This is a genomic window from Streptosporangium amethystogenes subsp. fukuiense (genome assembly GCF_042665875.1).
GTDB lineage: Bacteria > Actinomycetota > Actinomycetes > Streptosporangiales > Streptosporangiaceae > Streptosporangium > Streptosporangium fukuiense.
In genome coordinates, this window is the sequence record NZ_JBHTEE010000001.1 from 285234 (window position 1) to 309202 (window position 23969).

Annotated in this window: 21 protein-coding genes; 2 read left to right on the forward strand and 19 right to left on the reverse strand. The window is 70.9% G+C overall.

Annotated features, from left to right (window positions below; translation table 11 throughout):
- Window positions 1-25 precede the first annotated feature (25 nt).
- The 14 genes from ACFQVD_RS01295 to ACFQVD_RS01360 form a co-directional block, all read right to left on the reverse strand.
- Window positions 26-805, reverse strand: coding sequence for an HAD family hydrolase (locus ACFQVD_RS01295; protein WP_343967674.1), 780 nt, complete (start codon window positions 803-805; stop codon window positions 26-28).
- Complete coding sequence (locus ACFQVD_RS01300) at window positions 802-1605, reverse strand: inositol monophosphatase family protein (protein ID WP_343967672.1); 804 nt, start codon at window positions 1603-1605, stop codon at window positions 802-804. The genes ACFQVD_RS01295 and ACFQVD_RS01300 overlap by 4 nt, the downstream gene beginning before the upstream one ends.
- Window positions 1596-2360 (reverse strand): HAD family hydrolase, encoded by a 765-nt coding sequence (locus tag ACFQVD_RS01305; protein ID WP_343967670.1) that lies wholly within the window; start codon window positions 2358-2360, stop codon window positions 1596-1598. Before ACFQVD_RS01305 ends, ACFQVD_RS01300 begins: the two co-directional genes overlap by 10 nt.
- Window positions 2357-3457 carry an ABC transporter ATP-binding protein gene (locus tag ACFQVD_RS01310; protein ID WP_343967668.1) on the reverse strand — a complete coding sequence of 367 codons (1101 nt, stop codon included), beginning with the start codon at window positions 3455-3457 and terminating at the stop codon, window positions 2357-2359. The genes ACFQVD_RS01305 and ACFQVD_RS01310 overlap by 4 nt, the downstream gene beginning before the upstream one ends.
- On the reverse strand, window positions 3458-5284 hold the full coding sequence (locus ACFQVD_RS01315) for an ABC transporter permease (RefSeq protein ID WP_343967666.1): 1827 nt from the start codon (window positions 5282-5284) through the stop codon (window positions 3458-3460). It lies immediately after the preceding gene.
- Between the two features lie 45 nt (window positions 5285-5329).
- On the reverse strand, window positions 5330-5989 hold the full coding sequence (locus ACFQVD_RS01320; RefSeq protein ID WP_343967664.1) for a DUF47 domain-containing protein: 660 nt from the start codon (window positions 5987-5989) through the stop codon (window positions 5330-5332).
- On the reverse strand, window positions 5986-6966 hold the full coding sequence (locus ACFQVD_RS01325; protein ID WP_343967662.1) for an inorganic phosphate transporter: 981 nt from the start codon (window positions 6964-6966) through the stop codon (window positions 5986-5988). Before ACFQVD_RS01325 ends, ACFQVD_RS01320 begins: the two co-directional genes overlap by 4 nt.
- Window positions 6966-8804, reverse strand: coding sequence for a 3D-(3,5/4)-trihydroxycyclohexane-1,2-dione acylhydrolase (decyclizing) (iolD, locus tag ACFQVD_RS01330; RefSeq protein WP_343967660.1), 1839 nt, complete (start codon window positions 8802-8804; stop codon window positions 6966-6968). The genes ACFQVD_RS01325 and iolD overlap by 1 nt, the downstream gene beginning before the upstream one ends.
- Window positions 8801-9649 carry a 5-deoxy-glucuronate isomerase gene (iolB, locus tag ACFQVD_RS01335; protein WP_343967658.1) on the reverse strand — a complete coding sequence of 283 codons (849 nt, stop codon included), beginning with the start codon at window positions 9647-9649 and terminating at the stop codon, window positions 8801-8803. Before iolB ends, iolD begins: the two co-directional genes overlap by 4 nt.
- Window positions 9646-10527: a Cgl0159 family (beta/alpha)8-fold protein gene (locus ACFQVD_RS01340; RefSeq protein WP_343967656.1), complete on the reverse strand. Its 882-nt coding sequence runs from the start codon at window positions 10525-10527 to the stop codon at window positions 9646-9648. The genes iolB and ACFQVD_RS01340 overlap by 4 nt, the downstream gene beginning before the upstream one ends.
- The gene (gene iolC, locus ACFQVD_RS01345; RefSeq protein ID WP_343967655.1) at window positions 10520-11491 is read right to left on the reverse strand and encodes a 5-dehydro-2-deoxygluconokinase; all 972 of its coding nucleotides are present in this window, start codon (window positions 11489-11491) and stop codon (window positions 10520-10522) included. Before iolC ends, ACFQVD_RS01340 begins: the two co-directional genes overlap by 8 nt.
- The gene (locus ACFQVD_RS01350) at window positions 11488-12324 is read right to left on the reverse strand and encodes a TIM barrel protein (RefSeq protein WP_343967654.1); all 837 of its coding nucleotides are present in this window, start codon (window positions 12322-12324) and stop codon (window positions 11488-11490) included. The genes iolC and ACFQVD_RS01350 overlap by 4 nt, the downstream gene beginning before the upstream one ends.
- Entirely contained in the window at window positions 12321-13292 is a 972-nt protein-coding gene (locus tag ACFQVD_RS01355) for a Gfo/Idh/MocA family protein (RefSeq protein WP_343967652.1), read from the reverse strand. The genes ACFQVD_RS01350 and ACFQVD_RS01355 overlap by 4 nt, the downstream gene beginning before the upstream one ends.
- 123 nt (window positions 13293-13415) lie before the next feature.
- Window positions 13416-14159: a GntR family transcriptional regulator gene (locus ACFQVD_RS01360; protein ID WP_343967650.1), complete on the reverse strand. Its 744-nt coding sequence runs from the start codon at window positions 14157-14159 to the stop codon at window positions 13416-13418.
- A 221-nt stretch (window positions 14160-14380) separates the two neighbouring features.
- Here ACFQVD_RS01360 and ACFQVD_RS01365 point away from each other — a divergent pair, with 221 nt between their 5' ends.
- Window positions 14381-15553 carry an ABC transporter substrate-binding protein gene (locus ACFQVD_RS01365; protein ID WP_343967648.1) on the forward strand — a complete coding sequence of 391 codons (1173 nt, stop codon included), beginning with the start codon at window positions 14381-14383 and terminating at the stop codon, window positions 15551-15553.
- Between the two features lie 619 nt (window positions 15554-16172).
- Here ACFQVD_RS01365 and ACFQVD_RS01370 read toward each other — a convergent pair.
- Together ACFQVD_RS01370 and ACFQVD_RS01375 are read right to left on the reverse strand one after the other, a co-directional pair.
- Window positions 16173-16481 carry a hypothetical protein gene (locus ACFQVD_RS01370; RefSeq protein ID WP_343967646.1) on the reverse strand — a complete coding sequence of 103 codons (309 nt, stop codon included), beginning with the start codon at window positions 16479-16481 and terminating at the stop codon, window positions 16173-16175.
- 194 nt (window positions 16482-16675) lie between these two features.
- Complete coding sequence (locus ACFQVD_RS01375) at window positions 16676-17950, reverse strand: phytase (protein WP_343967644.1); 1275 nt, start codon at window positions 17948-17950, stop codon at window positions 16676-16678.
- A 310-nt stretch (window positions 17951-18260) separates the two neighbouring features.
- Here ACFQVD_RS01375 and ACFQVD_RS01380 point away from each other — a divergent pair, with 310 nt between their 5' ends.
- A complete protein-coding gene (locus ACFQVD_RS01380; RefSeq protein WP_343967642.1) occupies window positions 18261-18716 on the forward strand; it encodes a hypothetical protein in 456 nt (151 codons plus the stop codon).
- A 343-nt stretch (window positions 18717-19059) separates the two neighbouring features.
- Here ACFQVD_RS01380 and ACFQVD_RS01385 read toward each other — a convergent pair whose 3' ends face one another.
- The 3 genes from ACFQVD_RS01385 to ACFQVD_RS01395 all read right to left on the reverse strand — a co-directional run bounded on the left by ACFQVD_RS01385 (window position 19060) and on the right by ACFQVD_RS01395 (window position 23962).
- A complete protein-coding gene (locus ACFQVD_RS01385; protein WP_343967640.1) occupies window positions 19060-20052 on the reverse strand; it encodes an NAD-dependent epimerase/dehydratase family protein in 993 nt (330 codons plus the stop codon).
- 68 nt (window positions 20053-20120) lie between these two features.
- Window positions 20121-22370 (reverse strand): SulP family inorganic anion transporter, encoded by a 2250-nt coding sequence (locus tag ACFQVD_RS01390; RefSeq protein WP_343967638.1) that lies wholly within the window; start codon window positions 22368-22370, stop codon window positions 20121-20123.
- A gap of 71 nt (window positions 22371-22441) precedes the next feature.
- A complete protein-coding gene (locus ACFQVD_RS01395; RefSeq protein ID WP_343967635.1) occupies window positions 22442-23962 on the reverse strand; it encodes a hypothetical protein in 1521 nt (506 codons plus the stop codon).
- Window positions 23963-23969: the final 7 nt, after the last annotated feature.

Consider the following 23969-nt stretch of genomic DNA (forward strand, 5'->3'; position numbering starts at 1 on the left):
GCGGTTCGGGGCTCGGTCTCACGACCTACGGATGGGAGCCGAGGGCCAGTTCCACCACGTCGGCGACGGCTCCGTCCGCGCAGGCCCCGACCACGACATCGGCCACCGCACGGACCTGCGGGTGGCCGTCGCCGACCGCGGCCCCGAGTCCGGCTGTCATGATCATGTCGATGTCGTTGGGGTTGTCGCCGACGGCCGCGATCTGCTCCAGCGGTACGCCCCGGGAGGCGGCCAGCTCGCGGAGCGCGGCGCCCTTGGTCGCGCCCTCGGGCAGCACCTCCAGATAGGTCGCCTCAGATCGAACCGTGACGGTTCCTGGAATATCCAATTCGGGAAACCGATCGCCGATCAGCATGCATTTGGTGATCTCGCCGGGGGACAGTGCCGACCAGTCGCCCGGATCCCGCAGGGTGATTCCGTCGCGTCGGGCGTAATCCCGCAGTTCGGGCACGTCGTGGACGGCCAGTGCCTCGCCGCCGGAGAACGCCACCGGGTAGACGCCCCGCGGGAGTTCTTCGAACAGGTCGAGCAGCGCCTTCCACGCGTTCACCGGCAGGTGGCGGGAGCGCAGCACGGCTCCGGTGCCGAGATCCACGGTGCGAGCGCCGTTGTAGAGGATCGCCGCCCCGGTGAGGCCCAGTTCCTCGTAGTAGCGGAGGGCTGACAGCTCCATCCGCCCGGTCGCGATGACCACCTCTCCGCCCGAGGCGACGAAGCGGCGGAGCGCGTCCCGGCTGGAGGGCACCATGGCCAGGTCGCGCCCGACGAGCGTTCCGTCCAGGTCGGTGACGATCCAGCGGATCACGAGGCGGTCCTCGCCGTGGAGACCTCGGCCATCACGGAGCCGGCGAGGTCGAATCCACCGACGCAGGCGAGATAGCCGCCGGGGGTGAAGATGCTGCCGGACAGCGGGATGTAGACGCCCCCGGCCTGCTCCACCAGGAGCGAGCCGGCCGTCACGTCCCAGGCGTTCACGTACGTGCCGTACGCGACGTCGGACCACCCGGCGGCGACGTGCGCCAGCTTCAGCGCCGCGCTCCCCGGGCGGCGCGTGGTGGCGAAGGCGTTGACCATCCGGGCGAAACGGTGCAGCGCCACCTCTCCCTCCGCGGCCAGGTCGCGCGGGGAGGGGTAACTCGACAGCAGCACCGCCTCCCGGTCCGTGCGCGCGCCGGCGCTGCGGATCGGCGCGCCGTTGCAGAAGGCCCCGCCGAGCGAGGCGGTGAACTCGTCGTCGCGGACGGGGTCGTAGACGACGCCCGCCACCACCTCGCCGTCCACGACCGCCCCGATGGAGGTGCAGAAGAACGGCAGGCCGGCGGCGAAGTTCGCGGTGCCGTCGATGGGGTCGACGTACCAGCTGATGTCGCCTTCACCTCGGACGCCGTCCTCCTCTCCCACCACGACGCTGCCCGGGCACAACCGGTCCAGGACCTCGCGGATACGCTCCTCGGCCGCCTTGTCGTGCTCGGTCACCGGGTCGTGGAAGTCGCGCTTGGTCTTCACCTCGGGCCGGGAGCGGAAGGCCTCCCTGAGCCGGTCGCCGACCGCCCTGGCCGCCTCGACCGCGATGGCGGCCAGATCGCGTGAGGTTTTCAGGTCCATGTCTCCTCCAGGAGGCTCAGCAGGCCGCGCGGGTCCTCGACTGTCGCCTGAGGGCGCTGCCGCACTTTGTAGGGGATCTTCTCGGTGCTCCGGGAGACCATCAGGACGGTGGCCCCCACCCGGGCGCGGGCTCCGCAGACCACGTCGCGGTCGTAGTTGTCGCCGACGTACCAGGTCTCCGCGGGGTCGACGCCCAGGGCCCGGCAGGCGATCCAGATCATCTCCGGATTGGGTTTGCGGACGCCGACCTCGTCGCTGTAGACCTGCACCGCCACCTGGCGGTCGAGGCCGTTGAGGGCCATGTAGTCGCGGTGGACGGCTCCGCACAGGGCGTTGCTGACGACCGCGGGCGTGACGCCGTGCGTCCAGCAGGCGGCCAGCAGCTCCTGCAGCGCGGGCCGGGTCTTGCGGTCGCTGCGTAGCTCGCCCATCCGCCTGCAGAGCGGGGTCGCCTCGGCGATCACCAGTGAGCGGGCCTGCTCCGGCCAGTCGCCCGCGACGTAGTCGGCCCAGAACCCGCGGTGTGTCATCTCCGCCGGGGCGAACTGACGGGAGGTGGAGTCCTTCCAGTACCTGTCGGCGCGCGCGCCCGCCAGGATGTCGTTCTCCACGTCGTCGAGGCCGAGGCCGTGGAAGCCGGCCCTGGTGAGGAGCTCGTGCACCTCCGCGGCGAGTTCGGCCGTCCACGACGGGCGCCGGGCGGTCTCCACGATCACCCCGCCGAAGTCCAGCAGCAAAGCCTTGGGCCGGATCACGCGCCGACCCCCGTCCTGTCCCAGGAGGGGATCCGCGCGCCGTCCGCGCCGAACAGGTGCATCTGGTCGGTCCAGCAGGTCAGCACCTCGCCGGCGGCGGCCTCGACCGGCGTGTAGGAGAGCGCGTACAGCTCGGTGTCCAGGACGCGCAGCCGTACGGTCCAGGAGGAGCCCGCCGGCAGCACGGCCTCGACGGTGGCCTCCTCGGACCAGACGGAACGGGGTGGCGAACCGAGGCGCAGCGCCTCGGGGCGGACACCGACGGCGCCGGGGGCGACGCTCTGCCCGGCGCGGGACTCGACGAAGCGCGTCAGCGAACCGGCCAGACCGGTGGGAGAAGGGCCGATCTCGACGATCGCCATCGGCGGGCTGCCGACGAACTCGGCGACGAACCGGTTGGCGGGTCTGGCGTACATCTCCATCGGGGGGGCCAACTGCTGCAGCTCGCCCTCGTTCATGACCGCGACGTCGGTGGCCATGGTGAGTGCCTCCAGCTGGTCGTGGGTGACGAAGACGATCGTCGCGTTGGACTCCTCGTGGATGCGTTTGAGCTCGGCGCGCATCTCCAGCCGGAGCCGGGCGTCGAGGTTGGACAACGGCTCGTCGAGCAGCAGCACCGTGGGGTTGATCGCCAGCATCCTGGCCAGCGCGACCCGCTGCTGCTGACCACCGGACAGCTGGGAGGGGTAGCGGTCCATGGCGGCGTCGACGTGGACCATCTGCAGCGCCAGCTCCGCCCTGGCCCGCCGCTCGGCAGCGGGCACCTTGCGCATCCGCAGGCCGAACTCGACGTTCTCGCGCACCGACAGGTGCGGCCAGAGGGCGTAGTTCTGGAAGACCAGCCCCATGCCGCGCTTCTCCGGCGGGACGTAGAGTCCCCGCTCGACGGAGTCGAGGACCCTGTCACCGACGGCGATGGTGCCGGCGGTCGGCTGCTCAAGCCCGGCGATCATCCGCAGCGTGGTCGTCTTGCCGCAGCCGGAGGGGCCCAGCAGGCACATGAACGCGCCGTCGGGGACGGTCAGGTCGAGGTTCTTCACGGCGTAGTCGCCACCGCCGTAGCTCTTGGCGATTCCGCTCAGGGTGATGTTCGGCATCTATCCTCCTAGGCCGGACGCCAGGCTGCTCTTGGTCAGACGCTGGGTCAGGTAGGTCATGGTGAAGGAGACCAAGGCGATCATGAGTACGACCGCGTTGGCGAGCTGGGTGTATCCGTAGTCCACGAGGCCGATGGACAGGGTGGTGAGGAGCTGTGTCCCGGTGGTGGTCAGCATGATGACGATGCTGAGTTCCTTGAGCCCGGAGATGAACGGCAGCACGATTCCGGTGACGAGGGCGCCCTTCTGGATCGGGAAGATGATCCGCCGCATCCGCTGCCACCAGGAGGCGCCGGCGATCTGCGCGGCCTCCTCCGGTTCGCGGCCGAGTTGCATCATCGCCGCGATGCCCGAGCGCGAGCTGTACGGCAGGTGCGTCACGGCCATCACCAGGATCAGCAGGAACGTCGTCCCGTACAGCGCGGGGATCGGCCCCCTGGCGACGGCGAACAGCGACAGCGAGGCGGCCGCGAACGCGATGCCGGGGATGAGGTAGGGCAGGAAGGAGACCTGGCGGAGGAACGCGGCGACGCGCGGGGCCGTTCCGCGCACCACGACGTACCCGATCAGCAGGCCGGCGACCGCGCAGATCAGCGAGGCCAGGCCGACGATGCGCAGCGAGTTCCACGCGGCCTCCCACAGTTCGGAACCGCGGAAGACGCCGTGCGGGAAGCCGACCGCTCCGGGCAGCTTCTCGGCGAACCAGTAGTCGAGGGTGAAGGTCGACAGGTCCAGGGGCGTGCGGGTGACCGTGGAGATCAGAAGTGTCAGGACCGGGACGAGGACGCTCACCGCGAAGACCACCAGACCGAGCGCGAAGGCGGGCCAGCGCCAGCGGCGCAGGTCGCCCAGCCGGTCCATCGCTCCCTTGCCGCCCACGGTGACGAACCGGCGGTGCTCGCGCATCATCCGGGTGTCGACGAGGACGATCAGCACCCCGATGATCACGATGACGGTGGCGAGTACGGAGGCCACGCCGGTGCTGCGGTCGCGGATCGACTGGAAGAGCCCGGTGGACAGCACCCGGTAGTCGGCCGGCAGGCCGAGCACGTAGGGCGTGCCGAACGTGCCGAGCACCCGGCCGACCACCAGCAGCACGGCCGAGGACAGCGCCGGGAGCATCAGCGGCACCACGATCCGCCGGATGACGGTCCGCTGCGGGGCGCCGAGGATCCGCGCGGAGTCCTCCAGTTGCGCGTCGATGCGGCGCAGCGCGTTCCCGACCAGGAGCAGCACGAACGGGTAGTAGTGCAGCCCCAGGGTGATGATGATCGGTACCGCGCCGTAGGCGAGCCAGTCGGGTGTCCGGATGCCCTGGGCCTGCAGGAAGCCGACCTGCCCGGCGGCGCGCTCGTTCTTGAACAGCGACAGCCAGGCCAGGGAGAAGGTCCACGACGGCAGCATGTAGGGGACCACCAGGGCGCCGGCGAGCCACTTGCGCCCGGGCACGTTGGTCCTGGTCACCAGCCAGGCCATGCCGCCCCCGAGGACCAGCGCGAACAGGGTGGTGCCCACCGCGATCACCAGCGTGTTGAGCAGCGGTTCCCAGAACAGCAGGCCGCTGATCTGGGAGCGGAACACCCGCCACAGGTAGTAGCCGGTCCATTCGCCGGACTGCTGCCCGGCGTGCACGTCGTCGCCGTACTGCAGGCGGAAGGCGTCCGACAGCACCGCGACCAGCGGTGCCACGACGAGGTAGGCGAGCAGGATGACGAGGATCAGCCCGAGCGCGGCGGTCGGATCGTGGCGCAGCACGCGGAGCCGGTACACCAGCCTGCGCCGCCTCGGGGGAGGTGGCGGCGTTTCCGCCTTGGTGAGAAGAGCCATGGGTACTTCCTTCGGGGGGTTCACAAGGGTGGTCCGTCAGCTTCCTCAGTGGCTTCGCTTGAGCATCGCGTCGGCGAGCGCGTCGGCGGCCTCGCCGAGCCGCCGGCCGACCGCGTCCAGGCGCGACAGCAGCTCGCGTTCGCGCAGGGTGTTCATCTCCAGCGGCCCGGTGAACAGCTCGGTGAGCCGGGTCTGGTAGAGCTGGCGGACCCGGCTGCAGGCCTTGCGCGTGGCCAGCACGGCCACGGTGACCGAGCCGGGGTCGTCGATCATCTTCAGGACGGCGTTCTCCAGCTCGTCGAGGCCGTCGCTCACCACCTGCAGCGGCTCGACGGCGAAGCCGAGGTCCTCCGGTCCGAACAGGTCGGTCTCGCGCACGTAGTCGCGCAGGTGGTCCAGCACGTCGTCGATCGATCGGGAGAGCCGGAACAGGTCCTCTCGGTCGATGGGGGTCGCCAGCACCCGCCGCAGGACGCGCACCAGCTCGGCCCGCGCCGCGTCGCCCTCGTGTTCCACCTCCGTCATCCGGGTGCGGGCGGCCGATCGCCCGATCGTGCCGGAGGCGGTCGAGCGGGCCAGTACGGCTCCGGCGCGGGCGACGGCGACCTGTTTGCGGACCAGCTCGACGACTCGTCGTCCGGATCGGCCGCGAAGGTCGTCCCAGGCCCGCGCGAACCGCCGGGCACGGCCGCCCGCGCCGCTCACAGCAGCCTCATCGCGAGCCCGGCCAGGCAGCCCAGGGCCATTGACGACGGCAGCGTGACCAGCCATGCCGTACCCACGTTCACGACGCCCTGCCATCGCACCCTCCTGGCTCCCTCGCTTGCCGCCACGCCGACGACGCCGGCCGTGATGGACTGGGTCATGCTCACCGGGCTTCCCAGGGCCGAGCTGCCGAGGACGGCGCCGGTGGCCGCCGTCTCGGCCGAGACGATGTGCAGCGGCCGGGTGATGACCAGGCCGCGGCCCAGTCGCTCTCCCACGCGGGTGAGGCTGGTCAGGGATCCGGCGAGGAACAGCGCCACGAGGACGGCCATCCACACCGGCGGGACCTCGATGGGGCCGACCCCGCCCAGCCCGTCGCGGCCCACGTTCAACGCGACGCTGACCACCGCGATCATCTTCTGGCCGTCGTTCACCGCGTAGGCGACGCACTGGGCCGCGTAGGCCAGCAGATGGGCGGAGAGCACGAGCCGGGGCATCCGGTGGTAGGACGGCACCCGGCGCGACAGGGTTCCCAGCAGGTGGCCCAGGACCAGGCCGACCAGGGGGGCACCCGCTCCGACGGCCAGGACGGTGCCCAGGCTCCGCCACGACACCGGCAGTCCCGCACCGAGCCCCGCGCCGCTGATGCCGCCGATGACCGCGAGTGTCAGGCTGGTCGGCAGCCCTTTGCCGGTCAGCACCGCGACCACGATCACCGCGGTCACCACCCCGGCCAGGAACGCCGTCGCTCCGCCGCTCGTGCCGAGTCCCGCCAGCCTCTCGGTGAAGGTCCGCGCGACCGAGAACCCCAGCAGGTACGGCCCGGCGAAGAGCGCCGTCAGCAGAAGCGCGGCGATCGCCCATCCCGGCGAGCGGGGGAATCTGAGCCCCAGCCCGATCAGGGTGGCCCCGTCGTTGGCTCCGCTGACCAGCACGAAGAGGATCGCCATCGCGGCGAACGCCGGCGTCCAGCCCATCACAGGTAGGGCCGCTGATCGCGTTTGGCCTCGTCGTAGTGTTCCCGTGCGGCCCGGGTCCGGGCCAGTTCCGACACCTCGGCGATCGGGACGTCCCACCAGGCCTGGGCGCCGGGTCCGCCGCCGGGGACGGTCTCGACGTAGACGACCGTGGTGTGCGCGGACGCCACCGCCTTGGCCAGCGCGGCCCGCAGCGCCTCCGGGTCGCCGGCGCGCAGCACGTCGGCGCCGAGGCTGGCCGCGTTGGCCGCCAGATCCACGGGAAGCCGGTCGCCGTCCAGCTCTCCTTCCGGGCCGCGCATCCGGTAGGCGGTGCCGAGTCGCAGGGCCCCCACCGACTCGCTGAGGTCGCCGATCGAGGCGAAGCCGTGGTTGTCCACCAGGACGATCACGAGCTTGACGCCCTCCTGCACGGCGGTGGCGATCTCCTGGGCCATCATCAGGTAGGAGCCGTCACCGACCAGCACGAACACCTCGCGCTCCGGGTCGGCGAGTTTCACCCCGAGCCCTCCGGCGATCTCATACCCCATGCAGGAGTAGCCGTACTCCACGTGGTAGCCCTTGGGGTCCCGGGTCCGCCACAGCCGGTGCAGGTCACCCGGCATGGACCCGGCCGCGTTGACGACCACGCCGTCCTCGGCGATCTCGTTGAGGATGCCGAGCACGACCGGCTGGGTCAGCTCCGTCCCGGCGTAGGTCCGGCTGATCTCGGCCTGCCAGCCGGCGGCCAGGGCGGCCGCCTGACGGGTCCACTCGGGGTCGGCCCGCCAGTCCGTCCGGTCGAGGGCGAGCAGGGCCTCGCGGGCGTCGGCGACGAGCATCGCGCCGGAGTTCTTGGCCGCGTCGAAGGCGGTGACGTTGACGTTGAGGAACCGGGCCCGGCCGAAGAGGGTCCGGGAGGCGGTGGTGAAGTCGCTGTAGCGGGTCCCGATGCCGATGACCAGGTCCGCCTCCCTGGCCAGGGCGTTGGCGGCGGCGGTGCCGGTGTGGCCGACCGCGCCGACCGCGCACGGGTGGTCGTAGGGCAGCGCGCCCTTGCCCGCCTGGGTCTCGGCCACCGGCACGCCGTGGTTCTCCGCGAAGCGGAGCAGTTCCGCGCAGGCCCGGCTGTAGGCGACCCCGCCTCCGGCGACGATCAGTGGTCTGTGCGAGCCGCGGATCAGTTCGAGCGCCCTGGCCAGCGCGGCGGGCTCGGGCACCGGCCGGGCCACGTGCCACACCCGCCTGGCGAACAGTTCCTCGGGCCAGTCGTAGGCCTCGGCCTGCACGTCCTGGGGGAGCGCCAGGGTGACCGCGCCGGTCTCGGCCGGGTCGGTCAACACCCGCATCGCGGCCAGCAGGGCGGACGGCAACTGTTCGGGCCGGTCGATCCGGTCGAAGAAGCGGCTGACCGGGCGCAGCGTGTCGTTGACCGTCACGTCGTAGGAGCCCGGGTCCTCCAGTTCCTGCAGTACCGGGCCGGCGACCCGGGTGGCGAAGACGTCGCCGGGCAGCAGCAGCACCGGGAGCCGGTTGATGGTGGCCAGTGCCGCGCCGGTGACCAGGTTGGTGGCGCCGGGGCCGATGGAGGTGGTGCAGGCGAAGGTGGAGAGCCGGTCGCGCGTACGGGCGTAGCCGACGGCGGTGTGCACCATGGCCTGCTCGTTGCGGGCCAGGTAGTACGGCAGCGCGTCGCCGGTGCCCGCGCCCTGCTCGGCCAGGGCCTGGCCGACGCCCGCCACGTTGCCGTGGCCGAAGATGCCGAAGACGCCCGCGATCAGCCGCTGCTCGACGCCGTCGCGCTCCGCCCACTGGTTCGCCAGGAACCGCACCAGCGCCTGAGCCACCGTGAGCCTCATGAGGTACCTCCAGGGAATCCGGGCCCGGTGTCCGCGACGCGACGCGACACACGGGGGTCGACCGGCTGATCCGCCCAGGAGGAGCGGATCCACGCGTGCCGGGGGTCGTCACAGAAGGCCATGGACCGCTGCTCGGCGGGCCCGGCCAGCACGTTCAGGTAGTACAGGTCGTAGCCGGGGGCGGCCATCGAGGGGCCGTGGTAGCCGTGCGGGACGAGTACCACGTCTCCGCCGCTCACCTCGGCCAGGGTGTCGTGCGTGCCGTACACCCGCTGGTAGCCGGGGCCGCCCTCGAAGTAGTAGATCTCCTCCAGTACGGCCTCGTGCTCGGAGGCCGTGTCGTGCTTGTGCGGCGGGTAGGACGACCAGTTCCCACCGGGGGTGAACACCTCGACCGCGACGAGCTTGTCGCAGTCGAAGGCGTCCGGCGCGCAGAAGTTGTTGACCCGGCGGCTGGCCTGCCCGGCGCCGCGCACCTCCACCGGGACCTGCTCGGCCGGGCCGTACCGGACCGGGAAGTGCCGGGTCGCCCGAGCCGAGGGGAACGCGATGCGGCCGTGGCCGGTGATCACCGCGGATGTGTCGATGGGCAGGTAGGCGAAGTCGGTCACCGCGTCGAAGACCGACGTACGCCCGGACAGCGACAGCCGCAGGCCGCCCGCGGTGACCTCGCACGAGCCCGACAGCGGCAGGACCAGCATCTCCTCCCGGCCGGTGGAGAAGTGCACGGGGTGGTCAGGCAGATCCACCACCCGCAGGCCGGCATAGGTCCAGCCGGCCGACTCGGGGGTGATCTGCACTGCCCACGGGGGCGAGGCGGCGGTGCCGTGGGGGATGTGCGTCACGACGACTCCAGCAGGCTCGCCGCGGTGTCCACGGCCGCCGCCACGTCGTCGCCCGGCGGGTAGAGCAGCGCCCGGCCGACGACCAGACCACGTACGCCGGGCAGCCGCAGTGCCTTGCTCCAGGAGCCGAAGACCTGGTCGGGTGCCTTGTCGGGGTCACCGCCGAGCAGCAGCGTCGGCAGTGTCGTGGCCTCCATGACCCGCTCCATCCCCTCGACCACCGGGATCTTCAGCCAGGTATGGGCGGAGGTCGCGCCGAGCCCCTGGCCGACGCTGATGGCGTGGATCATCGCCTCCGGCGACAGATCGTGTCTCACCACGCCGTCGACCCGCCTGGACCAGAACGGTTCGATCATCGCCATCAGCCCGTAACTGGCCAGCCGGGTGACGGCATGCCCGCAACTCGCCAGCGTGGTGGCGGTCGAGGCGTCCTCCAGCGCGATCCTGCACAGCATCTTGCCGCCGTCGAAACCCATCGCCGCGATCGACTCGGCGTCGTAGGCGGTGAAGCGGTCGTCGAACTCGAACACCGAGCCCTGCACACCGCCCCGGTTCATCGAACCGATCACGATCTTGCCGTCGAGCGCGCCGAGCAGCAGCAGGTCCTCGACGATGTCGGGCGTGGCCAGCAGCCCGTCCACGCCGGGCCTGGCCAGGGCGGTCATGAGCCGATCCAGCAGGCCGACACGGCTCTCCATCGCCATCGGCTCGCCGCCGACGCCGAGCGAGCCCCGCGCCGGATGATCGGCCGCGATGATCAGCAGCTGGTCACGACCGGCCGGCAGCGACCTGCGCCTGCGCCTGGCGGCCGCCTCGGTCACCCGCTCCGGATGCCAGGCTCGGTCGTCGAGCAACCGCCGGTGGTCCTCTTCACGCATGCGCGGCGTCCCCTTTCGGAAATCCGTCTGACAGGACGTTCTCGACCTCGTCCACGGCGGGCATGGCGGGGGCACAGGCCAGTCGGCCGGCCACGATCGCCCCGGCCACGTTGGCGAACCTCAGTACCCGCTCCAGTGGCCAGCCCTCCAGCAGGCCGTGGCAGAGCGCCCCGCCGAAGGCGTCGCCCGCGCCAAGCCCGTTGACGACCTCGACCTTCACCGGCGGCACCTCCACCGTCTCGGTGGCGGTCATGCCGAGCACCCCGTCCGGGCCCTGCTTGACGATCGCCAGCTCGACCCCGGCCTCCAGCAGCGCCCGGCCCGCCTCGTGGGGCTTGCGGGTGCCGGTGGCCACCTCGGCCTCCGCCAGGTTGCCGACCGCGACGGTGACCTGGCCGAGCGCCGCGCGCACCTGGTGTCGGGCCTCGCGCTCGTCCGGCCAGAACATCGGCCGGTAGTCCAGGTCCAGCACCGTGTGCGGCGCCCGCCCCCGGGCCTGCCAGGCGGCCAGGTGCGCGCTGCGGGACGGTTCCGCCGACAGCCCGGTCACGGTCGTCCAGAACACCCCCGCTGACGCGATCGCCGCGAGATCCAGCTCCCCGGGGAGGATCTCCAGGTCGGGAGCCTTGGGATAGCGGTAGAAGTAGAGCGGGAAGTCGTCCGGGGGCAGGATCTCGCAGAACGTCACCGGCGTGGGCAGGCCGGGCACCTCGGTCACGTGCTGGTCGTCGACGCCGTAGGCGCGCAGCGCGTCGTGGACGAACGAGCCGAACGGGTCGGCCCCGGTCCTGGTGATCACCGCGCTGGAGTGGCCCAGCCGGGCGGCGGCCACGGCCACGTTGGTCGGGCTGCCGCCCAGGTACTTGCCGAAGGTCTCCACCTCCCGCAGCGACACCCCGACCTGGAGCGGGTAGATGTCCACCCCGACCCGGCCCATCGTCAGCACCTCGGCGGGCACGCTCACCTGAGGCCTCCGAGATAGGCCAGGCTGGTGCGGACGTCCTCCATCGGGTTCGCGTCCCCGGAGTCGAGGACGACGTCCTGCTCCAGCACGTACCAGCCGGGATAGCCGGCCGCGGTCAGGCCGGTGACGATGCCCGCCACATCGACGTCGCCCTGGCCGAGCGGGCGGTAGATCCCCGCCCGCACGGCCTGGGTGTAGGTGAGAGCGCCCGTCCTGACCCGCTCGGCGAGGGCTGCCTCGACGTCCTTGAGGTGGACGTGGGCGATCCGCCCGGAAGCCCTGCGGACGATGTCCAGTGGGTCGGTGCCGCCGATGAGCAGGTGACCGGTGTCCAGGCAGAGTGCGACGCCGCAGCCGTCGAGGATCCGGTCCACCTCCTCCCTGGTCTCGATCATGGTTCCGACGTGCGGATGCAGGGTGACCGGGCGGGCCGTCTCGTGACGGATCCGCTCCAGATTGGTCAGCAGCGTGCGCCAGCCCTCCGCGTCCAGCGCGGGGCGCGTGTCGTAGCCGTCCACGCCGGTGGCGGCGGCCAGCACGACCACCGCCTCGTCCTCGAAGGAGGCCAGTGTGGCCCGCAGGCCCGGCAGCGGGTCGTGGGCGGGGTCGTGCAGGACCACGGGGACGAAGCCGCCCACGGCGCTCAGGTTGTAGCGGCCGAGGAGGCGGGCGCGGCGACCGGGGTCGGCGGGCAGGAAGCCGTCGGGGCCCAGCTCGGTGGCCGTCAGGTTCATCTCGGCCATCTCGGTCAGCACCCGCTCGGCGGGCAGCTGGTACCCCCAGCCGGGCACCTCGCAGACCCCCCAGGAGATCGGTGCGGCGGCGATCCTCACTTCGTCACCTCCAGGAGGCGGACCGGCCGTCCCTCGCGGAGCGACAGATCGGCCGCCTCGGCGAGGTAGAGCGCGGACAGGGCGTCTTGGACCGTGCAGGGGCTCTCGCGCTCACCTCGCGCCATCGCCAGGAACGCGCGCATCTCCGCGACGTACGCGGCGTCGAACCTGGCCTGGAAGTCCGGCCACGGGTCCCCGCCCGGGTCGAAGCCCTCGGCCGAGCGCAGCGGGGTCCGGTAGCCGAGTCCCGCCGCCCAGGTGGCACGGGTCCCGGCCAGCTCCATCCGCACGTCGTATCCGGCGCCGTTGTAGCGGGAACCCTGCAGCGTGACCAGCGTGCCGTCGTCCATGATGAGCAGAGCGGCGCTGTTGTCGACGTCTCCGGCCTCGGTGAAGAAGGCCTCGCCCCGGTTGGAGCCGGTCGCGTAGACGGTGTCCACCTCACGGCCGGTGACCCAGCGCAGGATGTCGAAGTCGTGGATGTGGCAGTCACGGAAGATGCCGCCGGACAGCGCGACGTACCCGGCGGCCGGGGGCTTCGGATCGGCGGTCAGCAGGTGGACCCGGTGCAGTTCGCCGAGCTCGCCACCGCGCAGCGCCTCGCGTGCGGCGGTGTAGCCGGCGTCGAAGCGCCGTTGGAAGCCGATGTGCACGGCGACGCCGCTACGCTTGACCGCTTCGGCGACCCGCCGGGTCTCCGCGACGGTGGGGGCCGCGGGTTTCTCGCAGAACGCCGGCACTCCCAGGTCGGATGCCCGCAACAGCGCCTCCGCATGGGTGGAGGTCGGGGTCGCGATCACCACCGCGTCCGCGTCGAAGGGGTCTCCGACTCGGGCCTTGAGCCGTCCCGCCACCTCCTCGGCTCTGGTGTGATCCACGTCGGAGACGACGAGGTCATCCACGAGAGTCGAGAGGGTGGCGGCATGGAACATGCCTATACGGCCAAGGCCTAGCAAACCCACACGCATGGCGGCTCCTTGTGACAGGGGCCTCCAGTTCTAGATGAACGACAGGTGAACCGTCAATAGTTTGTCCTGACATTCTGACTAGCTATCATCATCACGATGATGGAGCGGGAAGGGGTGACGCGCTCAGCGCTCCACGAGGGTGACCTCAAGGGAGTAGTGCGAGGCGCGGTAGACGTGTGAGCCGTGCTCCACGGCCCTGCCCTGGTCGTCGTAGGTCGTGCGGACCATGGTGAGCAGCGGGCAGGCGCGACGCTCGTTCAGCAGCCGCGCCTCGGCCGGGGTGGCGGCACGAGCGCTGATCCGCTGGTTCGCGACCCGCATCCGGACGCCGGCCGAGCGCAGCAGCTCGTAGAGTCCGCGAGCCTCGAGCATCTCGGCCGACAGGGGGGTCAATCCCAGTGGCAGCCAGTTGTGCAGCAGGGCGAGCGGCTCGCCCAGTGCGTATCTGAGCCGCTCCAGTCGGAGCACCTCGGTGCCCGGCGCGACCCCGAGGGCGTCGGCGACACTCTCCTCGGCGGCGACCGTGTCGATGGACAGCACCCGGGTCATCGGCTTCTGCCCTGCCCTGCGCAGGTCGTCGTAGAGACTGGTGAGCTCGACCGCCCGCTTGACCTGGCCGTGTACGACCTGGGTGCCCACGCCGCGTTTGCGGACCAGCAGCCCCTTGTCGACGAGGTACTGGATGGCCTGGCGGATGGTCGGGCGCGAAAGCCCCAGCTGGTCGGCGAGCTGAATCTCATTGTCGAGCCGGGAACCCGGGAGCAGCTCGCCTGTCTGGATCGCCTCCGCGATCCGCTCGGCTACCTGGAAGTACAGGGGAACCGGGCTCGACCGGTCGAGGTCGATGTCCAATCTCGTCGCAGTCACGGTCAGATGGTATCTGACGTCAGAATGTCCTGACCAATGACCGATTCGGGTCGGCTCGCCGGGCCGCCCATCCGGTAACGAGAGTGTGTCGGATGCCCCACCAAAGTAAGAATGTCTTGACAAGCTATTCACGTGATGTTCATTGTTGAGCCCATTGCGGCGCCGAGTCGGGGTGCTTGGCGGCGCCTACGACCCCGATGGGCAAAAGGAGTGACGCTACCGTGAGGCGTACCAAACAGATCATCTCTACGGCGCTGCTGGCGCTTGCCGCCGCAGCCTGCGCGCCTTCCACGGCCACCGGTGCCCCTTCGCCGGCGACGGCCGCCGAGCAGCCGCTGCCCGGCCCCTCGCTCGACGCGAACTTCGACCTGGACGCGCTGGTCGCCGCCGCCAAGAAGGAGGGCAGCGTGCTGGTCTACGACTCCAGCGGCGACATCGAAGAGGTGGCCAAGGCGTTCACCGCGAAGTACGGCATCAAGATGGAAGGCGTGAAGTCGGACACCCCGCAGACCGCCGAGAAGATGATCAGGGAGCACGCCGCCGACAACATCACGATCGACGCGGCGATGTACGAGGACGGCGGGGTGCTGGTGGGCCAGCTGATCCCGCAGGGTGTGGCGCGGACGTGGGTGCCCGGCGACCTCACGGACCAGATCCCGGCCGAGAACCAGAACCCGCTGCTCGCGCTGTCGAAGGCCACGGTCTTCGCCTACAACACCAAGCTGTCGCCGGAAGGGTGCCCGGTGAAGAACGTGTGGGACCTGACCGAGCCGGAGTGGGCCGGCAAGCTGGTGATGCAGGACCCGCTGGGCAAGCCGACCGTGCTGTCGTTCTTCACCCAGATGGACGCGCACGGCAACCAGGCGCTGGAGCAGGCCTACCAGACCAAGTACGGCAAGCCCCTGGAGACCGAGGAGAAGAGCGCCGCCTATGAGTGGATCAAGCGGATGGCGGGCAACAAGCCGGTGCTGACCGGCTCCGACGAGGACATCTCCGGTGCGGTGGGCGCGCCGAGCTCCACCGACAAGAAGATCGGATTCATGTCGATCTCGAAGTTCCGCAACAACGAGGACAAGGGGTACACCCAGGCGACCTGCGAGGGGATGGCACCGTTCGTCGGCTTCAGCTACCCCAAGTACGTCGCGATCGCCGCCAAGAGCAAGCACCCCAACGCGGCCAAGCTGTACGTCCACTTCATCATGACCGAGGAGGGCGTCAAGCACGAGATCGGCGAGGGCGGCATCTCCGGCAACAGCACGGTCAAGCCCCTGGTCACCCCGCCCGGGCTGTCCGACTGGAAGGGGCAGCTCTTCCACACCGATCCCAAGGGACTGCTCGGAGACCTGCGGGGTCGCCAGACCGTCTCCGACTTCTGGCGGGTCAACCACGGCTGACCCGGCGCGTGGGTCCGATATCCGGCGCCGCGTTCGTCGGAGACAGGTGACGAACCGGCGGTGCGGGCATCGGGGGAGCAGGTGACGGTCGCCCGATGCCCATGGCCCGGCCCGCCGGCGGGCCGGGCCATGGCGATACGAATGGCGTGATCGAGGTCGGCGTGACCGGTGAGAATGCCCCGGTCAGGGAGTGCCGAACCGATCCGGTGTCCCCATGGCTTTTCCGGCGGTTGCCTGCCGGTCGTTCGGCCTGGTCAAGGCCTTGAACAGCCCGCGGACGAGGCCGTGGACGATCTTTTCCCGGACCTGCCGCCGCCGGTACGGCGTGGACCCGCGCCTCGGGGCAGGGGCCGTACGGGTCTGTGTGAATCAGGCGGAGGGCGCGGTCGGCTTGGCGGTCGCCGCCACACGGGAGTCCGCGCCGGTCGACCCTCCCGCTGATTCCCGGTGTTCGTCAGTGAGGATCGGCGAGCCGCCGCGTTGCCGCGGCGGCGTTCCCGTTTCCCGGGTGCCTGCCCGGCGCGAACACCGGGTCCCGTCGCTGCGCGGCGGGCGTTTGTCGTCTCCCCGGGACTCTGGGCGGCCTCGGCCGCGAGCACGGCCAGACCACGAGCGGCGCTCAGGTCCCGATCCAGGCCCAGACCGCACTCGGTGCGCTCACGCGTGCGTCCGGACAGGGCGGCCCGGCTTTCACCGCGCCGTGACCCTGGCACGTCTTACCGCTGGGATACCGGCGGTCGGCCTTGTGGGCGAACAGACGCCGCATCTCGTTCAGTCCGGCGTCGGTCACCGCGCGGGCCAGGCGCCGGTTGGCCGGCATCCCCGGCACGTTGAGGTTCCCGGTCACGACCGTGCCACGGGTAGCCGCCAGGCGGGCGGTGAGCCGGCGCGGCCCGTCGCGCCGCCGAGACGAACCCGCACCCCCCATCGCCCTCCCGCGAGCGCCGGCCTGCTCCGGCACGCCCGTGAATTCCGCGCCGAGTCCACAGCCGCCCACGCCAAACGCTCGGCTGGGAAATCCCAGCCGAGCGTCTGATCAGACTACTCACGGCTCGATCAACCGATCACACGCTGCCGACCGGCTCTCGAATCCGCCGAGTAGCCGAGGGCTTTCTCCGCTGCTCAGTCGCGCGGGTCCCAGCCGTCGGTGTCCACGTCCAGGTCGAGTCCGTCGGCGATGTCACTCCAGTCGGCGAACTTGAAGTTCGTGTTCTCACGGTCGGGTGCGGTCGGCGTGTTGGCGCCGTCGTGCGAGATGAACAGACCTTCCTCGAAGTCGCCCAGCGGGACGTTCAGCACGGTCGAGCCGTCGCTGTGCTCGACGCCGTCGATGCCGTTGTACGAACCGATCCTGAACTGACCCAGGTAGGCGTTGGAGCCTTCCCTGCGGTAGACGGCGAAGGTGTTGTCGCCCTGGCTGGAGGCCAGCAGGTAGCCCTTGCCGTCCTCCCGGTAGTAGATCGTGAGACCCTCGGCGTCCGCGGTCAGACGCTGGCCGCCGTAGCCCGGGTCCGTACCGGGGGTGCACTCGTCTGCCACCGGGTCGTAGGTGGCGGGCACGCCGTACTCGCGGACCTTGTCCATCAGCACGGGGGTCCCGGTGAGGTCCGCGCGCATCCGCCAGACGCCGACGTCCTCCTGGGCCGCGTAGAGGACGTCCTTCTCCTGGTCCACGACCATGCCCTCGACCTGCGGCTCCCGGCCCGGCTCGTCACAGGGCGTCCAACTCTGGCCGTTCGGCAGGGTGAACGACGAGGGCAGGTTCAGGGTCTTGACGAGCTGATAGCCGACCTTGCCGTTCGGCTTGGGCAGAAGCTTGACCAGGCCGATCGAGGTCCGGTGCCGGCGGCTGACCAGCGCGTAGGTGCCGGTGGAGTCCTTCCAGGTGGCCAGGCCGTACGCGGTCTCGGCGTCGTTGACCTGCTGCTGGGTGGTGTTGAACACGAACGGCGCGGCCGGGTCGGTCACGTCGGTGAGCTGGCCGTTCGCGATGGCGTAGATCCGCAGCTGGTCCCGGCCGCGGTCGGAGACGACCGCGAGGTCCCGCCCGCCGAAATCGTAGGTGACGTCGACGTTGTTGAACCGTCCGACCTCGTCGTCAGGCCCCGGGGCCGCGGGCGCGGCGAGGTGCTGAATCTGCTGCCCGTCGAGGTTGTAGACGAAGAGGCCACCCTCCTTGGCGGTGCCGATCACCACGCTCTTGCCGGACTTGGACGGGTGGACCCAGATCGCCGGGTCGTCACCGTTGGAGTTGCCGCCGGCTTCGTCGTCGTACAGGGCAGGGGTCTCTACCTGGGGATCCACCACCGAAACACTATGACTGGTCGCGGGGAGCGACGCCCCGCCTACCAGTGAGAACGTCAGGGCTGCCAGGAAAAGCCTGGACAGAGGACGCATTGCGCCTCCTCGTTTGGGGGATGAGGTTCAACAAGAACGTAACGACGAATTCACCATAAATCAATAGGACGTACGTATGTCATGACATGGATCCGGTAAGGGGTGCCCGCGCTGTCGTATATCCGGTTTGAGAGGGGGTGAAATCACCCGCTCGTCGCCCGGACGGTCGGGCCCGTGTGCCGATGACCGGTCTCGTGCCCGACGGGTGGGTCGAGGCGGGGCACGCTGACGGGCGGATCCGCCGTGACCGTCCGCCCGAGTCCGGAGTTCCCGCGTGCCAAGTGCCAGTGGGCGGTTCTAACCTTCTGACATGAACAGCGACTTCGACTTCCTGCACGGCAGCTGGGACATCGACAACCGTAGGCTCGTCAAACCCCTGAGCGGGAGGGACGAGTGGGAGGAGTTCCCCAGCTTCGCCGTCTGCCGCGGCTTCTTTGACGGCGCGGGTGTCTTCGACGAGATCACCTTCCCCACGAAGGGCTTCAAGGGGGTGTCGATACGGACCTTCGACGTGGAACGCGAACTGTGGGCGATCTACTGGATCAACAGTGAGACCGGAGTCCTGCACAATCCCGTCTTCGGCGCGTTCGCCGACGGGAAGGGGGTGTTCCACGGCGACGAGACCCACGAGGGCAGGCCCATCCGGATGCGGTACACATGGTCGGAGATCACACCGACATCGGCCCTGTGGGAGCAGGCGTTCTCCGCAGACGGGGAGAAGACCTGGGAGACCAACTGGACGATGAGGCACACCCGCCGCGCGTGACGCGGTGCCTCTCCCCGCGCCCAGGCCGGGACGGGAACCGGTGAATCGGGGGTGGGTGGAGGACGATATCGGCGGCCCTCCACCCTCGGCCCTGGGAGCGTGGACCGCCGTCCGGCGTTCGGGGGACGGAGCCGGACAGCCACGACCCTATGTGTCCGCCGACCCGATGTATGCGTAGAAATACCTCTCTAACGCAGGCGGAACCCAGCGCCCCGAGGTCGGTCATGACAGTCCTGCGAATCTCGGGGCGCCCAGGGCGGCGGGCCGCCCGGCCCCGCCGCCACGAGCCTGTGCCACTCCTCCGGAGGCGTACCCGGGGGAGCGGAGGAGTCACAGGCGCTCCCTAGGCCCACTCGGCCAGGATTCCGGCCTCCTTCTCCGGATCGATGCCGTGCCCGCGGAACACACGCTCCCCCGGCGGGACGTCCCGCAGCCACGCCCAGGTGTCGCGTACGGTCTCGGCGACCGGGCGGCAGGTCAGCCCGGCCGCGATGGCCTTCGCCGACGAGGGCAGCCAGACCCCGGCGAACTCGGGACCGCCGGGAGCCCAGAGCGGGAACTCGGTCCACGGTGACACCTTCCGATCGAGCAGGAAGCCGTCGTCGACCCAGACGAACTCGGCGTCCGAGCCGGTCACCGCGCGGCACTCGGCCAGCCAGCCGCCGTAGGTGATGTTGCCGCGCACCCCGCTGGTGAGGAAGCGGTCGGCCGTCCCGGCCTCGGCATGGCTGAGAACGAACGCGGCGATGTCGCGGGCGTCGATGAGCTGCATCGCCCGGTCCGGGTCACCCGGGGCCAGCACCCGCCCGCCCCGGGAGATCCGGTCCAGCCACCAGGGCAGACGGCCCACGTTCTCGTACGGGCCCAGGATGAGACCCGGCTGGATGATCAGCGCGTTGCCGTCGAAGCCCTCCTCCACCGCCCGCTCGCAGCCCGCCTTGAGCATGCCGTAGTGACCGTCCTCGGGACCCGCGTCCGGCGCGCACTCGAAGAGCGGTGAGCTCTCGTCGCACTCCCGCTCGGGGAAGTCGGAGAGAGCCGAGATGCTGGAGATGTACGCGTAGGTGGCCGCCCGGCCGGAGAGCCTCCGCACCGACTCGCCGACGACCCTCGGGACCTGCCCGTGGACATCGATGACGGCGTCCCACTCCCGGCCCGCCACCAGGCGATCCAGGTCTTCCGGCACCTCACGGTCGCCCCTGACCGCCTCCACGCCCACCAGGTCGACCCCGTTGCGCCCCCGGTTGAACGTCGTGACCTCGTGCCCGCGCCGCAGCGCCTCCTGGGTGATGGCCCGGCCGAGGAAGACCGAACCACCCATGATCAGAATTCTCATAGCGCCTCATTCTTGGCGCCCGGCGAATGGCGGACCACAGGCTTTCACCCGTAGCGCAAGCCATCCGCTCACAGCGGACGGCTCGCGATCGGAGGATGCTCCAGCAGGTGCACCCGGGCGGTACCGATGTCGAAGTACATGCCGACCAGCTCCAGGTGCCCGGCGCGGAACAGCTGGTCCACCTGCGGGTAGGTCCGGAGGTTCTCCAGTTGCTGGATCACGTTGACCCGGCAGAGGCGGTCCAGCGGGCCCTCGTCCTCGCCGGCGCTCTCGCCCTCGATGAACCGGGCCAGGGTGTGGTTGCCGTGGCGCAGCCAGCGGCCCAGCGCCGGCAGGCCCGCCGTCTTCTCGCCCCCGCTGAGCAGGGCGCTCATCGCCCCGCACCCCGAGTGCCCGCAGACCGTGATGGTGCGGACGTTCAGCGCGTCCGTCGCGTACTCGATGGTCGCGGCCACCGAGTCGTCCGTCGGCGCGGAACCCCGCCGGGGCACCAGGTTGCCGAGGTTGCGGAGGGTGAACAGGTCTCCCGGGCCGCTGGCGGTGATCAGGTTCGGCACGATGCGGGAGTCCGCGCAGGTGATGAAGAGATGCGAGGGCTCCTGCCTGCGGGCCATCCCGTGCAGGAGGGGACGGACCAGCGGTGCCGTGCGCAGGTGGAACTCCCGAGCCCCGGCCAGCAGGTCGGGCACGGCGGGACTGTCGCCGCGGGGCACGTGCCGGGTGGCGACCAGGGGGTGACGGGCCGAGCGCCGCCCGCTCCGCCGGTGGGACCAGGGCAGCCACCACCGGTCAGGTGCCAGGGGCGGGGTCTTGGCGGGGAACACCCGGGCGCCACTGGCCGCCATGGCGTACCACTCGTCGTGGATCTCGTCGATGTCCACGCTCCCGCCGCCGCGCTCGTGCTCGTGCCGCCAGTTGTGGATGGCCTCGAAGGCCGCGTTGTCCATGAAGTCGATGTTCAGGTCGAGATCGACCGAGGCCCCCGGCGGGATGGCCCGCAGCTCCGAGGTGAGCGTGGGCACCCCCAGGAAGGTCAGCGAGCCACCGATCACCACGTGCCAGCGCCCGTCCGGCTCGGCGGTGGCCCGCACGGTCACCCGGGTGAGGCGGCGCAGCGCGAGCAGCGCGGCGAGGCCGAGGCCGACCAGCACTCCCTCGGCGAGGCCGAGCAGCACCACCCCGGCCATCGTGACGACGTACACCGGCACCTCGCTGTGGCCGCGCAGGTTACGCAGATGCCCCATGTTGACCATCTGCACGCCGATGAAGACCAGCAGCGCGGCCAGCGCCTCCATCGGGATCAGGGCGATCATCCACCCCAGGCCGACCGCGAACAGCAGGATCCACACGCCGTGCAGGACCGTGGACCAGCGGCTGCGCGCCCCCGCCCTGACATTGGTGGTGCTGCGGACGATGACCCCGGCCACGGGCAGGCCGCCCAGCGCGCCGGTCACCATGTTGGCCACGCCCTGGCCGACGAGCTCCCTGTCGAGGTCGGAACGCCTGCCCTCGTGCAGCTTGTCGACGGCCACCGAGCAGAGCAGCGACTCCACCCCGGCCAGCAGCGCCACGATCAGCACCGCGGCGATGATCCCGTGCCAGTCACCCGTGGGCCAGATCGGGGTGGCCCAGGAGTCCAGGCTGGCGGACAGGTCGATCCGGGTGACCTCCCAGCCGAGCGCCCAGGCGGTCACCGAGGCGGCGAGCAGGGCCGCCAGCGGCGCGGGGAAAACCCGCACCCGGGCCGGCAGACGGGTCCAGGCGACCAGGACCGTGATGGTCAGCAGGCCGACGAAGACCGCGTGCGTGTGGTTGTGGATGATCTGCTGGGGCAGCTCGACCAGGTTCTCGATCGCGGAGCGCTGCGGGTTCCCGCCGAGCACCACGTGCAGCTGGGCCAGGGCGATCACCACGCCCACCCCGGCGAGCATGCCGTGCACCACGGCGGGCGAGACCGCCAGCGCCGAGCGGGCGACCCGGCAGACGCCCAGCAGCAGCTGCAGGACGCCCGCGAGTAAGGTGATCATGCAGGTGGCCCGCCAGCCGTATCGCATCACCAGATCGGCGACCACCAGGGACAGTCCCGCGGCGGGTCCGCTCACCTGGACGACGGAGCCGCCCAGCAGACCCGCCACCACGCCGCCCACCACGCCGGCGATGAGCCCTGCCGCCAGTGGCGCTCCGGAGGCGACCGCGATGCCCAGTGAGAGGGGCAGGGCCACCAGAAAGACCACCAGGGATGCGGGTAGGTCGTACCGCAGCACGGAGGCGATGCGACCCACCGTAAACAAACCGTCGCTCTTCGTGTCCGTCTCCATGTGCAGACCCTACGGGGCCGTGCCGCATCGGCCGGGCGTTTACCGTGGGCTTTTACGGAGGACGGGGAGAATCAGCGGTAATAGTCGGGGTAGTCGGGCTCCTGGGTCCCCCGATGGTGGTTGCCCCGCGAGCCGCCCCGGCCTCGTCCCTCGGCGGGAGTGGTCGCGGTCTCGGGGGCGGTGCCGTAGAGCTCGCCGTAGCTCGGCCAGCTCGCGCCGTCACTCCCGTTGGGAGTGCCGGGCTCCGGCCACGCGACCGGGCTGGCCGGGGTGGCGGGCTGGGGCTCGTAGCCATACCCGCCGACCGGGCCGCCCCGCGGGTCGGCCGGGCGGTCCTGGGCGGGGGGGAAGGCCCGGGAGGGGCCGGTGGAGGCGGAGACCGCCGGGCTCGGACCGGTGATCGCGTCGTCGTCGATGGTGGCCCAGCCCGAGCTGACCTCGTACGAGCCCGCGGGCGGAGCGTCGTAGACCGGCGTCTGGTACGAGGAGTAGGACGGAGCCGGGTCATCGAGGATGTCGGCGGTGTTCGCCACCGGCCAGCCACCCGACGTCGGGCTCGTGGCCTGCGCCCACGGGTTGTCCGCCAGGTTGTCCTTGGGCGGTTGCGCCGGGGTGCTCTTGGGCGGTTGCGCCGGGGGACGGTAGGAAGCCGCGAGCGGGTCGGGCGCGGGCGTGGCGGGGAAGCCGCCGCTGGTCGTGGGACCCATGGGGGGCATCGAGGCGGGCGGTCCGCCGTTGCCCGGACGGGCACCGGACGAGCCGGTGCCGCTGGGCCGGGAGCTCGCGCCGCGGCGAGGGTACGAGCCGCCGAGCGGGTCGTTCAGCGGGTCGGGCCGGGAGGGGGCGCCGTTGCCCTGGGCGGGCTGGGGCGACGGCTGTGCGGGCGTCCGGTTCCCGCCGCGGCGGGAACTCGCCCGCGAGGGGCGGGCGTCGCCGAAGGCGCCGGGAGTGGGTGCCGCGAACGTCACGGTCCGCTGCTCGGCGAGTGACGCCGCGGTGGGAGCGGGGTTCGGCTGGACCGGGGCGATGAAATCGTCGAGGCCGGAGGGCAGTGAGGCGGAGGCGACGGCCGGCTCGGCTGCCGGCCTGGCCGGCCGGGGAGCGGGGGGTTGCGGGGCGCCGCGGGACGGCTGGGGCCTGGTCGGAAGCGGTGCCTGCACCGTCGTCGCGTCGGCGTCGACCTGCTGGTTCTCCTTGTCGACGGGACGACTCGCGCCCATCTGAGCTGCCAAGGGCCCTCCGAAACCGCCCTCGTCAGCCTGGAGCCGTGTCCAGTAGTCGTCGTCGTAGTCGTCCACCTGGCCGAACTCGTTCAGCCCACGCTTGCCCCGGGAGCTCGGCGGCCGCGGCTGGCGCGGCGGCTTCGGCTCGTCGAACGGCGTCAGGTCGGGGGTGAAGTGGTTCATCTTCGGTTCTCTGGTGGCGAAGTCGTCGCTGGACATGGTCGGAGTCAGCGCCTCCTTCTCCGCCATCTCCCGCAGACGTTCCGCGGGGAGTGCGCTCTCCCTGCGGTTCATCGACCGCATTCCCAGTGCCACGACGACGAGCACGAGGAGCACGACGGCGACCAGGCTTACTACGACCGCGATCATTGCACCA

Coding starts and splice junctions, on each gene's coding strand:
- ACFQVD_RS01380 (WP_343967642.1), top strand. CDS start 18,261: ATGAACAGCGACTTCGACTTCCTGCACGGCAGCTGGGACATCGACAAC.
- ACFQVD_RS01355 (WP_343967652.1), bottom strand. CDS start 13,292: ATGCGTGTGGGTTTGCTAGGCCTTGGCCGTATAGGCATGTTCCATGCC.
- ACFQVD_RS01310 (WP_343967668.1), bottom strand. CDS start 3,457: ATGCCGAACATCACCCTGAGCGGAATCGCCAAGAGCTACGGCGGTGGC.
- ACFQVD_RS01370 (WP_343967646.1), bottom strand. CDS start 16,481: ATGGGGGGTGCGGGTTCGTCTCGGCGGCGCGACGGGCCGCGCCGGCTC.
- ACFQVD_RS01395 (WP_343967635.1), bottom strand. CDS start 23,962: ATGATCGCGGTCGTAGTAAGCCTGGTCGCCGTCGTGCTCCTCGTGCTC.
- ACFQVD_RS01390 (WP_343967638.1), bottom strand. CDS start 22,370: ATGGAGACGGACACGAAGAGCGACGGTTTGTTTACGGTGGGTCGCATC.
- ACFQVD_RS01385 (WP_343967640.1), bottom strand. CDS start 20,052: ATGAGAATTCTGATCATGGGTGGTTCGGTCTTCCTCGGCCGGGCCATC.
- ACFQVD_RS01300 (WP_343967672.1), bottom strand. CDS start 1,605: ATGGACCTGAAAACCTCACGCGATCTGGCCGCCATCGCGGTCGAGGCG.
- ACFQVD_RS01325 (WP_343967662.1), bottom strand. CDS start 6,966: ATGGGCTGGACGCCGGCGTTCGCCGCGATGGCGATCCTCTTCGTGCTG.
- ACFQVD_RS01315 (WP_343967666.1), bottom strand. CDS start 5,284: ATGGCTCTTCTCACCAAGGCGGAAACGCCGCCACCTCCCCCGAGGCGG.
- iolD (WP_343967660.1), bottom strand. CDS start 8,804: ATGAGGCTCACGGTGGCTCAGGCGCTGGTGCGGTTCCTGGCGAACCAG.
- ACFQVD_RS01340 (WP_343967656.1), bottom strand. CDS start 10,527: ATGCGTGAAGAGGACCACCGGCGGTTGCTCGACGACCGAGCCTGGCAT.
- ACFQVD_RS01375 (WP_343967644.1), bottom strand. CDS start 17,950: ATGCGTCCTCTGTCCAGGCTTTTCCTGGCAGCCCTGACGTTCTCACTG.